15 protein-coding genes are annotated in these 12637 nt (G+C 60.8%); 8 read left to right on the top strand and 7 right to left on the bottom strand.

All coding sequences use genetic code 11. The features are described 5' to 3' along the window. Positions 1–2: 2 nt before the first annotated feature. Positions 3–1160, bottom strand: coding sequence for an efflux RND transporter periplasmic adaptor subunit EmhA (gene emhA, locus QMK55_RS20175; protein WP_102354290.1), 1158 nt, complete (start codon positions 1158–1160; stop codon positions 3–5). Between the two features lie 267 nt (positions 1161–1427). Between emhA and emhR the strand changes: the two genes are divergently transcribed. Both emhR and QMK55_RS20185 read left to right on the top strand, forming a co-directional pair. Next, positions 1428–2060, top strand: coding sequence for an efflux system transcriptional repressor EmhR (gene emhR, locus QMK55_RS20180; protein WP_102354289.1), 633 nt, complete (start codon positions 1428–1430; stop codon positions 2058–2060). A gap of 160 nt (positions 2061–2220) precedes the next feature. Continuing rightward, positions 2221–2553 carry a hypothetical protein gene (locus tag QMK55_RS20185; protein WP_413787276.1) on the top strand — a complete coding sequence of 111 codons (333 nt, stop codon included), beginning with the start codon at positions 2221–2223 and terminating at the stop codon, positions 2551–2553. A gap of 46 nt (positions 2554–2599) precedes the next feature. On the opposite strand, the gene QMK55_RS20190 is transcribed toward QMK55_RS20185, so the two are convergent. From QMK55_RS20190 to QMK55_RS20205, 4 genes are all read right to left on the bottom strand, one after another. Then, the gene (locus tag QMK55_RS20190) at positions 2600–3049 is read right to left on the bottom strand and encodes a hypothetical protein (RefSeq protein ID WP_102354288.1); all 450 of its coding nucleotides are present in this window, start codon (positions 3047–3049) and stop codon (positions 2600–2602) included. 158 nt (positions 3050–3207) lie between these two features. Next, positions 3208–4257 carry an alkene reductase gene (locus QMK55_RS20195; RefSeq protein ID WP_320329845.1) on the bottom strand — a complete coding sequence of 350 codons (1050 nt, stop codon included), beginning with the start codon at positions 4255–4257 and terminating at the stop codon, positions 3208–3210. 30 nt (positions 4258–4287) lie between these two features. Then, complete coding sequence (locus tag QMK55_RS20200; protein WP_102354286.1) at positions 4288–5454, bottom strand: MFS transporter; 1167 nt, start codon at positions 5452–5454, stop codon at positions 4288–4290. Between the two features lie 5 nt (positions 5455–5459). After that, positions 5460–5780 carry a metalloregulator ArsR/SmtB family transcription factor gene (locus QMK55_RS20205; protein WP_320329846.1) on the bottom strand — a complete coding sequence of 107 codons (321 nt, stop codon included), beginning with the start codon at positions 5778–5780 and terminating at the stop codon, positions 5460–5462. A 169-nt stretch (positions 5781–5949) separates the two neighbouring features. On the opposite strand from QMK55_RS20205, the gene QMK55_RS20210 reads away from it, so the two are divergent. Next, on the top strand, positions 5950–6528 hold the full coding sequence (locus tag QMK55_RS20210; protein ID WP_102354284.1) for an ACP phosphodiesterase: 579 nt from the start codon (positions 5950–5952) through the stop codon (positions 6526–6528). Positions 6529–6573: 45 nt separating this feature from the next. Here the strand turns inward: QMK55_RS20210 and QMK55_RS20215 are convergent, their stop codons facing one another. Next, a complete protein-coding gene (locus tag QMK55_RS20215; RefSeq protein WP_102354283.1) occupies positions 6574–7365 on the bottom strand; it encodes a lysophospholipid acyltransferase family protein in 792 nt (263 codons plus the stop codon). Then, positions 7365–8120, bottom strand: coding sequence for an L-ornithine N(alpha)-acyltransferase (gene olsB, locus QMK55_RS20220; protein WP_102354282.1), 756 nt, complete (start codon positions 8118–8120; stop codon positions 7365–7367). Before olsB ends, QMK55_RS20215 begins: the two co-directional genes overlap by 1 nt. 153 nt (positions 8121–8273) lie before the next feature. Here olsB and QMK55_RS20225 point away from each other — a divergent pair, with 153 nt between their 5' ends. The 5 genes from QMK55_RS20225 (at position 8274) to QMK55_RS20245 (ending at position 12581) form a co-directional block, all read left to right on the top strand. After that, complete coding sequence (locus QMK55_RS20225; RefSeq protein ID WP_320329847.1) at positions 8274–9152, top strand: acyl-CoA dehydrogenase family protein; 879 nt, start codon at positions 8274–8276, stop codon at positions 9150–9152. Between the two features lie 167 nt (positions 9153–9319). Further along, positions 9320–10399, top strand: coding sequence for a serine hydrolase (locus tag QMK55_RS20230; protein ID WP_320329848.1), 1080 nt, complete (start codon positions 9320–9322; stop codon positions 10397–10399). Beyond that, positions 10396–10701 (top strand): amidase, encoded by a 306-nt coding sequence (locus QMK55_RS20235; RefSeq protein WP_102354279.1) that lies wholly within the window; start codon positions 10396–10398, stop codon positions 10699–10701. Before QMK55_RS20230 ends, QMK55_RS20235 begins: the two co-directional genes overlap by 4 nt. A 130-nt stretch (positions 10702–10831) precedes the next feature. Then, entirely contained in the window at positions 10832–11422 is a 591-nt protein-coding gene (locus QMK55_RS20240) for a YceI family protein (protein ID WP_320329849.1), read from the top strand. Between the two features lies 1 nt (position 11423). Next, the gene (locus QMK55_RS20245) at positions 11424–12581 is read left to right on the top strand and encodes a phospholipase D-like domain-containing protein (protein WP_102354277.1); all 1158 of its coding nucleotides are present in this window, start codon (positions 11424–11426) and stop codon (positions 12579–12581) included. Positions 12582–12637: the final 56 nt, after the last annotated feature.

The raw sequence follows: 12637 nt of genomic DNA on the forward strand, positions 1-12637 counted from the left end.
AGTTACTCCCCTTTGCCGCCAGCGGCTTTGTCAGCTGCCTGAGCGGGGGCCGGGTTCTTCTTGGCTACGTTGGTCGCTTCGGTCGGGTTGACCTGAACGCCTGGGCGAACGAACTGCAGGCCTTCGGTGATCAGACGATCGCCGGCTTTCAGGCCATCTTCGATCAGCCACTGGCTGCCGACGGTGCGGCTGGCCTTGAGCTGGCGCAGTTCAACTTTGTTGTCCGGGCCGACAACCAGTGCGGTCGGCGTACCTTTGAGGTCACGGGTCACGCCTTGTTGCGGCGCCAGAATGGCAGCGGCGTTGACCCCGGCCTGCAACTGGGCGCGTACGAACATGCCTGGCAGCAGGGTGTGATCCGGGTTCGGGAACACGGCGCGCAGGGTCACGGAACCGGTAGTCGGATCAACCGACACTTCGGAGAATTCCAGCTTACCGTCGAGCTTGTACTGGCTGCCGTCTTCCAGGGTCAGCTTGACCGCTGCCGAGTTGTCACCGGCTTTCTGCAGGCGACCGCTTTCCAGCTCGCGACGCAGTTCCAGCAGTTCAACCGAGGACTGGGTGACGTCGACGTAGATCGGGTCCAGTTGCTGGATCGTCGCCATCGCGTCTGCCTGGCCATTGCTGACCAGAGCGCCTTCGGTCACCGAAGAGCGGCCGATACGACCGGAGATCGGCGCATAGACCTTGGTGTAACGCACGTTGATCTGCGCGCTCTGCAAGGACGCTTCCGATTCCATGCGGTTGGACACGGCGGTGTCGTATTCCTGACGGCTGACGGCCTGCTCATCGACCAGTTGCTTGTAGCGATCGGAGATCGACTTGGTCGAACGCAGGTTGGCTTCGGCGCTTTTCAGGGTCGCTTCATAGACCGACGGATCGATCTGATACAGCTGCTGGCCGGCCTTGACGTCGCCGCCTTCCTTGAACAGACGCTTGAGAATGATGCCGTTGACCTGCGGTCGAACTTCAGCGATGCGGTACGCACTGGTGCGGCCCGGCAGTTCGGACGTCAGGGTGAACGCTTGTGGTTGCAGGGTGACGACGCCGACCTGAGGGGGCGGAGCGGCCGGGGCCGCTTCTTCCTTTTTACATCCGCTGAGCAGCGATGCCAGGGCGACGGCAGTGACCAGAGCGGTAACAGCTGGCTTGAATTGCATGAAGATCCTCGGGTCAGGCGCGCAAAATGCGCACAAGAAGTGTGGAAGGGTAAAAAAATCGGGTCGAGTGGATAAGTAGCTTGCTAAGGAATATACTTACGTTCATGGTTGTTTGTAAACACCTTGGCGTCGTACCCACCCTGTTACAGAAATCGTCGCAAGGTTTGAAATTGTAGGCCGGGGAGCCGATTCGTGAGAGATCGGCCCCTTCTTTATTCAGCGGATATTCAGCCATCCCTGAAACATCCTGTTTGAGGTTTTACTGCCATGGTCCGTCGTACCAAAGAGGAAGCTCAGGAAACGCGAAGCCAGATTCTCGAAGCGGCCGAGAAAGCGTTTTATGAAAGGGGCGTGGCCCGCACGACCCTGGCGGATATCGCGACGATGGCCGGCGTCACGCGCGGTGCCATCTATTGGCATTTCAGCAACAAGGCTGATCTGGTACAGGCCATGCTCGACTCCTTGCGTGAGCCGCTCGATGAGCTGGCCAGAGCCAGTGAAAGTGAGGACGAGCTGGATCCGCTGGGTTGCATGCGCGAATTGCTGATTCATTTGTTTCATCAAGTTGCGATGGACCCGAAGACCCGGCGTATCAACGAAATTCTGTTTCATAAGTGCGAGTTCACCGATGAAATGTGCGATCTGCGCCAGCAGCGCCGGGAAGTCAGTCTCGATTGCAACACGCGCATCGCCCTGACCCTGCGTAATGCGGTAAATCGCGGCCAGTTGCCGGAAAATCTCGACACTGCCCGGGCGGCCATCAGCATTCATGCGTATATCGATGGCCTTCTGTATGGATGGCTATTGGCGCCGGACAGCTTTGAATTGCATGCCGAAGCCGAGCGCTGGGTCGATACAGGACTGGATATGCTGCGCCTGAGCCCCAGCCTGCGCAAATGAAACAAAATGCGTAATTGGATCCGTTCGTGTCAAGGCTTGAAGCGGGAAATGTCCCTGCTTCAAGCCATTTCTGTAATGGGGTGCTTTTATATACGTACGTTTGCCAGGTTGATAGGTAGCGAGCTACGTATTTTGTAGGGGTTTTGTGTCGAGTGTGTGAATGAATGTTAACAACCTGGGCTGCAAAAGGCACCGAGCCGCCGATAAAGGGGGCGCGCTGATCTGCCTGGCGGTTGTTGTTCGCCTGTTACGACACGTTGTCCAAGTACCTGTCCGGGCTCCATCCTATCGTGATGATGGTTTGGGCGCGCTACGTGGTGCACACCTTGTTGATGCTGGTAATTTTCATGCGCGCACTGGTTTTTCAGCGGTGGTTTGCACCAACCGGCCCGGTTTGCAGTTTCTGTGTGCCCTGTGCCTGATCATCACCACCGGGCAGCGTTACATCCACTTGGCTGAAGCCACGGCCGTGAATGTACTTGCACCTTATTAGTGACAGCGTTGTCCGTACCGTTACTACATGAACGGGTAACCCTTTATCAGGCCGACGGCGTCATAAAGGCGATCATCTTATAGTTGTAAGGATAAACCGGATTTTCATTTTCCAGGGCCGCGCCGCAGGTGATGGGTTCGGCGCCAATAGAGAAAGCATTGCTTTCCCAGAAGAGTTCGACTTTTGGAACTCGGTGTCCCGCCGTTTGTCTGTGGCAATAACTGAGCGTGGTGTCGAACTGCACTTTTTGTTTGTAGTTGGTGTAGCAGATGTAAGTGCTGAATACCTCTTTTTTGATATCGTAATCAATATCGCTGTCCTGCTTCAGATGAGGATCGCCTTCAAACATCACAAAGACGGTCTGGTAAGGGAGGATCTTGTCGATACGAGTTGCGGGTGGCTGCTTTGGAGAGGAATCGTCAAGCCAGAAAGTAGAATCCGTGGCATTGGTGATTTGCAGGAGGAATGTAAGTTTGTTTGGGTCTGCAATATTCATGTTTATATATCCTTATTTAATTTTGGTTGTTGGTTTGAAACTAATTAGTTGCTGGATGAAGCTTAGGTTTATATTGTTCTGGTGGCGAATCTTTAAATGTATGCAAATAAAAAAGCCCTGACTCTTTCGAGGCAGGGCTTTCTGTTAGTTGATGTAGTTTACAGCGTTGGATAATCGATATAGCCGACCGCACCTTTGCCGTAGAACAGCTCAGGACGCGGATCGTTCAGCGGCGCATCGGCCTTCAAGCGCGCCGGCAGGTCCGGGTTGGCAATGAACGGTACGCCGAATGCCACCGCGTCAGCCTTGCCTTCAGCCAGCCACGCATTGGCGCTGTCCTTGGTGAAGCGTTCGTTGGCGATGTACGCGCCACCGAAGGCTTCTTTCAGTTGTGGGCCGAGGCTATCGGCGCCTTCTTTCTCGCGGGAGCAGATGAACGCGATGCCGCGTTTGCCCAGCTCGCGAGCGACGTAGGTGAAGGTCTCGGCGAGGTTCTCGTCGCCCATGTCGTGGGAGTCGGCGCGCGGCGCCAGGTGTACGCCGACACGGCCGGCGCCCCAGACTTCGATTGCCGCGTCAGTCACTTCCAGCAGCAGACGCGCACGGTTCTCCAGGGAACCGCCGTAGTTGTCGGTGCGCTGGTTGGTGCTGCTTTGCAGGAACTGGTCGAGCAGGTAGCCGTTGGCACCGTGGATTTCCACGCCGTCGAAACCGGCCGCCTTGGCGTTCTCGGCGCCGGTGCGATAGGCGTCGACGATCTCGGCGATTTCAGCGGTTTCCAGGGCGCGCGGGGTCGGGTAATCGGCCAGTGGGCGAACCAGGCTGACGTGACCTTTGGGCTGGATGGCGCTTGGGGCGACCGGTGCTTCACCGTTGAGGTACGACGGGTGCGAGATCCGGCCGACGTGCCACAGTTGCAGGACGATCTTGCCGCCAGCGGCGTGTACGGCTTTGGTCACGTTGGTCCAGCCGCGCACCTGGTCGTTGGACCAGATACCCGGGGTGTCCGGGTAGCCGACGCCCAGCGGGGTCACCGAAGTGGCTTCGCTGAGAATCAGGCCGGCGGAGGCACGTTGCACGTAGTACTCGGCCATCAGCGCGTTCGGCACGCGGCCTTCATCGGCGCGGCAGCGGGTCAGCGGGGCCATGATGATGCGGTTGGACAGCTCGAGGTCGCCCAGTTTGATCGGATCGAAAATAGTTGCCATGTGTACAACCCTCGTCAGTGAAGTGGTTAATCAGTGGGTAGCAGGGGCCAGGCCGGCAGCGCCGTTCTGACGGAAAGTGATCAGGGTCACCAGCAGCGCGAGGACCGCCAGAGCTGCTGCGGCCAGGGGCACGGTGGTCAGGCCGTAACCGTGGGCGATGACGCTGCCGCCGACCCAGGCGCCGAGGGCGTTACCGACGTTGAACGCGCCGATGTTCAGGGTCGAGACCAGGTTTGGTGCCGCTTTGCCGAAGGTCACCACGTTGACTTGCAGCGCCGGTACGGCGGCGAAACACGCCGTGGCCCAAAGAAACAGGGTGATTTCGGTCGGGATCAGCGCAACGCTGGTCCAGGTCAACACGGTGGAGACCACGGCCATGGCGATGAACACGCCGATCAGCGTGGCGGCCATGCCTTTGTCAGCCAGTTTGCCGCCGATGATGTTGCCGACGGTCAAGCCCAGGCCGATCAACATCAGCGTCCAGGTCACGCCACGCGGCGACACACCGGTGACTTCGCCGAGCAGGGGGGCGACGTAGGTGAACAGGGTGAATACGGACGCGGCGAACAGCGCGGTCATGCTCAGCGACAGCCAGATGCCGGCGCCTTTGAGGGCGGCGAGTTCGGCGCGCATGTCGAGTTTTTCCTCGTCACGCTTGGCCGGCAGGAAGCGGATCAGGCCAATCAGCGCAACCACACCGATCACGGTCACGGCCCAGAAGGTCGAACGCCAGCCGGCTTCCTGACCCAGCGCCGTACCCAGCGGCACGCCGAGCACGTTGGCCAGGGTCAGGCCGGTGAACATCAGCGCCACCGCCGACGCCCGTTTGTTCGGCGCCACCAGCCCGGCGGCTACCACAGAACCGATACCGAAGAACGCACCGTGGCACAGCGCGGTGACGACACGGGCAAACATCAGCACGTTGTAGTCACTGGCGATGGCGCACAGCAGGTTACCGACGATGAAAATCCCCATCAGCGCTACCAGTGCAGCCTTGCGCGGCAGTCTGGCGGTAGCCAGTGCCATGAACGGCGCACCGATGGCCACGCCCAGGGCGTAACCGGTCACCAGCCAGCCGGCGCCCGGGATCGACACACCGAGGTCGGCCGCCACATCGGGCAGCAGGCCCATGATGACGAACTCGGTGGTGCCGATGGCGAAGGCGCTCAAGGCCAGGATGAGTAGCGAGAGGGGCATTTGAATCAATTCCTTGTGGGAGCGCTGAGCTCTTTGACGATGGCGTCGAGGAACGCCTGGATCACGTCCTCGTTGCGCTTGAAGAAGTGCCACTGGCCGGCTTTCTGGCTGCTGATCAGGCCCGCGCGTTGCAGGGTTGCCAGGTGAGCGGAGACGGTCGACTGCGAGAGGCCGCAGCGTTGATCGATCTGCCCGGCGCAGATGCCGTACTCGTGGTTGTGGATCTGCTCCGGAAACTCGGCTTCGGGGTCTTTCAGCCAGATGAGGATGTCTCGCCGTACTGGGTGTGCCAGGGCTTTTATTATTTCGTCGAGGTCGAGGTTCATGGCTTTGTGCTCGTGATGTGTAGCGCTATATCGCGATGAGGCGAACTTTAAATCGGTATTTCGCGATATACCAATATGAATTTGATCTGACGACCGCATAAATCGATATATCGGGTTATAACGATATGTGTGATGTAACGATGAAAGCGCGCAGTGCTAAGCTGCGCCCATGAACTATCTCGCACATTTACACCTCGGAGGCCAGCGCCCCGAGCAATTACTCGGCAGTCTGTATGGCGATTTCGTCAAAGGACGGCTGCAGGGGCAGTTTGCGCCGCAGATTGAAGCGGCGATTCAGTTGCACCGGCGGATTGATGTGTTCACTGATCGCCACCCATTGGTGGACACCGCACTCGGGCGCTTTTCGCAGACCCGTCGGCGCTACGCCGGGATCGTCCTCGATGTGTTTTTCGACCATTGCCTGGCGCGCGACTGGACGCTGTACGCCGATCAGCCGCTGGAGCAGTTCACCGCCGACGTGTACCGCGTGCTGTCGAGTGAACGGCAATTGCCCGAGCGCCTGGCGATGATCGCACCGCACATGGTTGCCAATGACTGGCTGGGTTCGTATCAGCAGTTTGAAGTGCTGGAGCAGGTATTGCGCGGGATCTCCCGGCGCCTGACCCGGCCGGAGGAACTGGCGGGGGCGATGCAGGAATTGCGGCGGTTGTATGAGCCGCTGAGTGAGGATTTCCGCTTGTTCTATCCGCAACTTCAAGAATTTGCACAAACCTCGGCAACACAGTAACCCCCTGTGGGAGCGAGCAAGCCCGCTCCCACCGGGGATCAGTGCTCAGGCAGCAATAGCGGGGCGCATTGGTGCTGTCTGTTTCTCCGGGATCGTGCCAAACAATGCCTTCTGCACCGCCTGCTGCGCTTCAAACGCCAGCGCCGCACGCTCGCGCCCCTGACAGGCAATCGGCTTGAGCAGATGCACTTCGACATCGCCGCAATCGTTGCTGAACAGGCGCATCAGGTGCGAAAGCAAGTCATCGTCACCAATGAACGGCGCCAGCGCATCGATCTCACCGTTGCGCAGATAACGGATTGCCACCGGTTGCAGCATCACCTCGGAATCAATCGCCGCCGACAGCAGGCGACCATGAAAGGTGCGCAGCGAGCGGCCGTCGGTGGTGGTGCCCTCCGGGAACATCAGCAGCGGATGCTGGGTTTGCAGGTGGCGGGTCATCTGTTTGCGGATCAACTGGCTGTCGCCCGAACCGCGACGGATGAACAGACTGCCAGCCTTGGCCGCCAGCCAACCGGCCACCGGCCAGGTGCGCACCTCAGCCTTGGACAGAAACGACAGCGGCGTGAGCATGCCCAGCAATGGAATGTCGGTCCACGACACATGGTTGCTGACCCACAGCATCGGCTGCTTCGGCAACTCGCCCTGCACGGTCACGCGAAAGGGCAGGGCATTGCTCAGGCGCGCCATGAAAAACCGTGACCAGCGCTGCCGACGTTGCATCGAGTGCGCCAGGCCCAGACGCTCGAACACGCCGAAGACGCTGGCCATGGTCAGGCCCAGCGTCACCACCACCAGCACCCGCGCGATTCGCGCGTACACCCGCAACCGGCTCATCACACCGCCGCCTTGAAGTGCTTGGCGTAACGCGGGCAGAGTTCGTCGCGCTTGAGCAGGATGAACACGTCGGCGACCTGGAAGTCTTCGTCCCAGCACGGCTCGCCGCAGATCTTCGCGCCCAGACGCATGTAGGCCTTGAGCAGCGGTGGCATTTCGGCGATCACGTTGGATGGGATATCCAACGATGGCAGCGGATTTTTCGGTTCGGCGCGCAGGTGTTCGGTGCACAGATAGCGTTCGCGCAAGCGCTGCATGATCGCGTGGGCCTGCACGCCGCCGTCCTGCATCGGAATGCTCGCGCAACCCATCAAATAGCTGTAGCCACCCTGGTTGAGGACTTCGGCCAGTTCACCCCAGAGCACGGCAATGGTGCCGCCGTTGCGGTAGGCCGGGTCGACGCAGGTGCGGCCGATTTCTAGGATCGGCCCTTTCAGGTGCGCCAGGCCATGCAGGCTGAATTCTTCTTCGCTGTAGAACTTGCCCAGGCTGCTGGCAGCCGTGTGATCGAGCAAACGGGTGGTGGCGACCAGACGCCCGGTGTTCAAGTCACGCACGCCGATGTGGCTGCAGTGAACATCATAGTCATCCATGTCCAGACCCAGTTCCGCGCCTTTCAGCTTGGCGTTGAACTCGCCGCTGAACACGTTGAAACGCAAGGCCTGGGCTTGCTGCAGGGCCTCGGCGCCGATCAGGCGTTCGGCTTGCAGGCGGCGTTCATTGCCGGTGTCGCTGATGCGGGCGATCTGAGTCATTTGAATCTCCGTACGGGCCTTGAACCCGTCGTGGGTTGCAGCCGATCGACTTTCTTTATGCAGCCATGTTGTGCAAAGTCAGGCTATGTAGCCCCGGTGTCATCGCCATGAACGTTTGGTGATGCTTGTATGACAGCCCACAAGGAGCCTCTTATGCCCTGGCCCAGCCTGCTTGAAAGCCGTGAACGCCTGCCCGCCGTGGTTGATCTGGCGGAAGGTTTCGCCACCTTGCTGCATCAACTGGGCAGCGTGACGCCGTTCGAACTGGCGGTGGCGGGAGGGCGGCGGATGGCGACGCCGGGGCTGGCGTTTCTGGTGGGTTACCAGGCCGCGTTGCGCATGCTCTGGCCGAGCGCACCGCCGAGTCTCGGCGCGTTGTGTGCGACCGAACAGCGCAGCCTGCGCCCGGCGGACATGCAGACGCGCCTGACGGATTTGCGCCTCAACGGGCAAAAGGATTTCGTCACCGCGGGGGATGCGGCGGACTGGCTGCTCGTCGCCGCGCGCAGTGAAGAACCCGGCGAATCGCCGCGCCTGAGTCTGGCGGTGGTGTATCCCGGCGAGCCCGGCGTGCGCGTGGAAAGACTCCCGGCGCTGCCGTTGATGCCGGACATCAGTCATGGTCGGTTGTCTCTGGATGGCGCGCTGTGCGAGTTGCTCGCGGGGGACGGCTGGGATGCTTATGTGAAGCCGTTTCGCACCCTGGAAGACATTTATGTATTGAGCGCGATGACCGCGTGGCTGTATGGCGTCGGTCAGGACTGTGGCTGGTCGCAGGCCCTGCAATTGCGCTTGCTGGCGCTGCTGGCCGGGTGTTCGGAAGCGAGCCGCCAGCCGCCGAACAGTCCGCCCGGGCATGTGTTGCTGGGTGGGTTGTTTGCGCAGTTCGATGCGCTGAAAATCGAGGTCGATCAGGCGATGGCCAATGGCAGTCCCGATTGGGCAGCGATGTGGCAGCGTGATCAGGTGGTGATGCAGTTGGCTTCGGGGGCACGAGCCAAGCGCTTGGCCAACGCTTTGGCGGTGGGCTGACGGGCCCCTTCGCGAGCAAGCCCGCTCCCACAGTTTGATCGCATTCCTACTGAAGGAGCTCGGTCAACTGTGGGAGCGAGCCTGCTCGCGAAGGCGGCCGCAAAATCACTGCACCTCTGTCATAAACCCCGACTAATCTGAGCAGGTTCATTCCCAGAGCCCTCACCATGTTCAAAGGCCTGCCTCTGTTTCTGCTGCTGATCAGCTTCACCGTTCACGCCGAACCATGGCCTGCTGAACAATGGCCGACCGGCCCGAAGATCAGTGGCCCAGCCGCAGAGGCTTTGGAGAGTTATGCCTTCCCACCCCGCGACGACACCACCCGCAAAGGCATCCGCACCGACGCGCTGCTGATCATCCGCGACGGCCAGATCATCTACGAACGCTACGCCGGTCCGACCCGTGCCGAGACCCCGCACCTGACCTGGTCGATCAGCAAGAGCCTGATGGCCACGGTGCTTGGGGTGGCGTATGGCGAAGGTCTGTTCAAACTGGATGACCCGGTCTCGCGGTTCTATCCGGTGTTGGAAAAACACCCTGCGATCAAAGTGGCTGATCTGCTGCATTGGGCTTCCGGCCTGGACTGGCAGGAAGACTACGAATACGCCCCGCTGAAGTCCTCGGTGGTGGCGATGCTCTACACCCGTGGGCATCGCGACATGCCTGCGTTCACCGCCGATCACGACGCCTGCGCGCCGCCAGGGCAGGCGTTCCGGTACTCCAGTGGTGACAGCAATCTGCTGGCGGCGGCGCTGAAGAACATGGTCGGCCCGCAGCGTTATCCCGACTACCCGTGGACGGCGCTGTTCGAGCCGCTGGGCATTCGCCACGCCGTGTGGGAAACCGATGCCGGCGGCACGTTTGTCGCCTCGTCGTATGCCTACCTCACCGCGCGGGATCTGGCGCGGGTCGGCCTGCTGATGGCCCGCGATGGGCGCTGGAATGATCGGCAGTTGTTGCCCAGGGATTGGCTGGCCTTCAACCGTGAGCCGTTTGCCGGTTACAAGGCGCATCAGGACGAAGCGGTGCCCGGTGGCCAGTGGTGGCTCAATCGCCCGGCGGATGGCGCCGCCTCGCCGTGGCCCGACGCGCCGTCCGACACCTTTGCGGCCCTCGGCCATTGGGGCCAGGCGCTGTATGTGATCCCCAGCGAGAAACTGGTGATCGTGCGTTACGCCGATGATCGCGACGGCAGCTACCGCCACAACGAACTGCTCAAGCGTGTGCTCAAGGCGGTGCAGCCATGAAACTGTTCAAGCGGATGTTGCTGCTGGTATTGATCGTGCTGCTCGGCTGGATCTGGCTCGAGCGGGACAACCTGTGGGCGTTCCCGGACATCATCAGTGCCTACACGGCGAAGGAATATTGTTCGTGTCGCTACGTGATGAGCAACGATGCCGAGTATTGCCGGGGTTATGTGAAGCAGTGGCTGCCCACCAGCGCCTTTACTGATGACAGCGCTAGTAAAACCATCACCGTCAGCGGCATGGGCCGCAGCAACCGCGCGCAGTGGCTGAGCGAACGCCAGGGTTGCCGCCTCAATCCCTGAAATCCTCGATCCTTCAGTCAATAAACAACCCTGTGGGATTTTCACCAATCGATAGATTTGCGGCGATCAGTTTGCAATAACGGCGTGGGCGGTTAAGGTTCGTGCAGGTTTATCGCCCAACGAGTGTTCAATGTTCAACCGCCCCCTCTATACAGCCTTCGCCAGTCTGCTGTTGGCCGCTGCCGCGCTGCCGGCGCAGGCCAACTGGTATCTGGACGGCGAGTCGTCGCGGCTGTCGTTTGTCAGCACGAAAAATGCCCACATTTGCGAAGTGCAGCGCTTTCTGGTGCTGCACGGCAAGGTCGACCCCAGCGGCCGCGCCGAGATCGAAGTCGAGCTGGACTCGATCAACAGCGGCATCCCGCTGCGTGACGAGCGCATGCGCAAGGAGTTGTTCCAGATCGAGCAGTTCCCGGAAGCGACCATCAGCACCCAGGTCGACCTGCGCCCGATCAACGATCTGGCGCCTGGCGCGCAGCTGGAATTACGTCTGCCGCTGACCGTCAACTTGCACGGCAAACAGCATGAATACCCGGCGGAGTTGCTGGCCACGCGTCTCGATGATCGGCGTTTTCAAGTGGTGACCCTGGAACCGCTGGTGATCAATGCCGAAGATTTCGATCTGGCGCCGGGACTGGACACCCTGCGCAACCTGGCCGGGTTGTCGGCCATCAGTCTGTCGGTGCCGGTGGGTGCGGTGCTGATCTTCACGGCGCGCTGACATGCGCGGCGCGGTGTTCCCATGGCGTGACGGCAACCGTTTCGAACTGTTGATCGACGGCCCGCAATTTTTCCCGCGCATGCTGGTGGCGATTGCCCGCGCCGAAGAACAGGTCGAGCTGGAGTTGTATCTGGTGGAGGCGGGCGCCTGCGCCGAAGCCGTGGTGCAGGCGCTGGTGCAGGCCGCCGAGCGCGGAGTGCGGGTGCGCTGCCTGTTCGATGACTACGGCAGTCTCGCGTTTACCCTGCACCTGCGTCAGCGCCTGATAAAGGCCGGGGTCGAACTGCGTTTCTACAATCGCCTGAACTGGCGGCGCTGGGTCGGCAATTTCTATCGCGATCACCGCAAATTGTTGCTGATCGATCAGCGTCTGGCGGTGGTCGGCGGCACGGGTGTCACTGATGAGTTCTGGACCCCGGGGCAGGACACCAGCGAGTGGCATGAAGTGATGGTCGAAATCACCGGCCCGCTGGTGCTCGACTGGCAGATACTGTTCGACCGCCAATGGATCGCCAACCGCCATCGCCGGGCGTGGAAACCTTCCGCGCACGTCGGCCTGCCACGCTTGCCCAAGGTGCCGGACATGGGTGAGGGCATGGGTCGTGTGGCCTACGCCGATGCCCGCCAGCATCGCGACATTCTGCAATCACTGTTCCGCGCCTTGAACAGCGGGCAGAAACGCATCTGGATGGCCACCCCGTATTTCCTGCCCACCTGGAAAATCCGCCGCTCGCTGCGCAAGGCCGCCGCTCGTGGTGTCGACGTCCGGCTGTTGCTGACCGGGCCCCGCACCGATCACCCGTCGGTGCGTTACGCCGGGCATCGTTACTACCCGCGCCTGCTCAAGGCCGGGGTGCAGATCTTTGAATACCAGCCGTGCTTCCTGCACCTGAAAATGGTCCTGGTGGACGACTGGGTGAGTATCGGTTCGTGCAACTTCGATCACTGGAACCTGCGCTTCAATCTGGAGGCGAATCTGGAGGCACTGGACCCGTCGTTGACGGCAGCGGTGGTCAAGAGTTTCGAGAAGGACTTCGACCTGAGCCAGCAGGTCAGTCTGGAGGAGTGGCAGCGCCGGCCGTTGTGGCGGCGGGTGAAGCAGCGGGTTTGGGGGTGGGTGGATCGGGTGGTGGTGAATATCCTCGATAGACGCGGCTAGCCGCTCACGTTGATCGTTCCCACGCTCTGCGTGGGAACGATCAGGGAGGCGAGGAG

Origin of the sequence: Pseudomonas sp. P8_229, assembly GCF_034008635.1 — a bacterium.
Lineage (GTDB): Bacteria > Pseudomonadota > Gammaproteobacteria > Pseudomonadales > Pseudomonadaceae > Aquipseudomonas.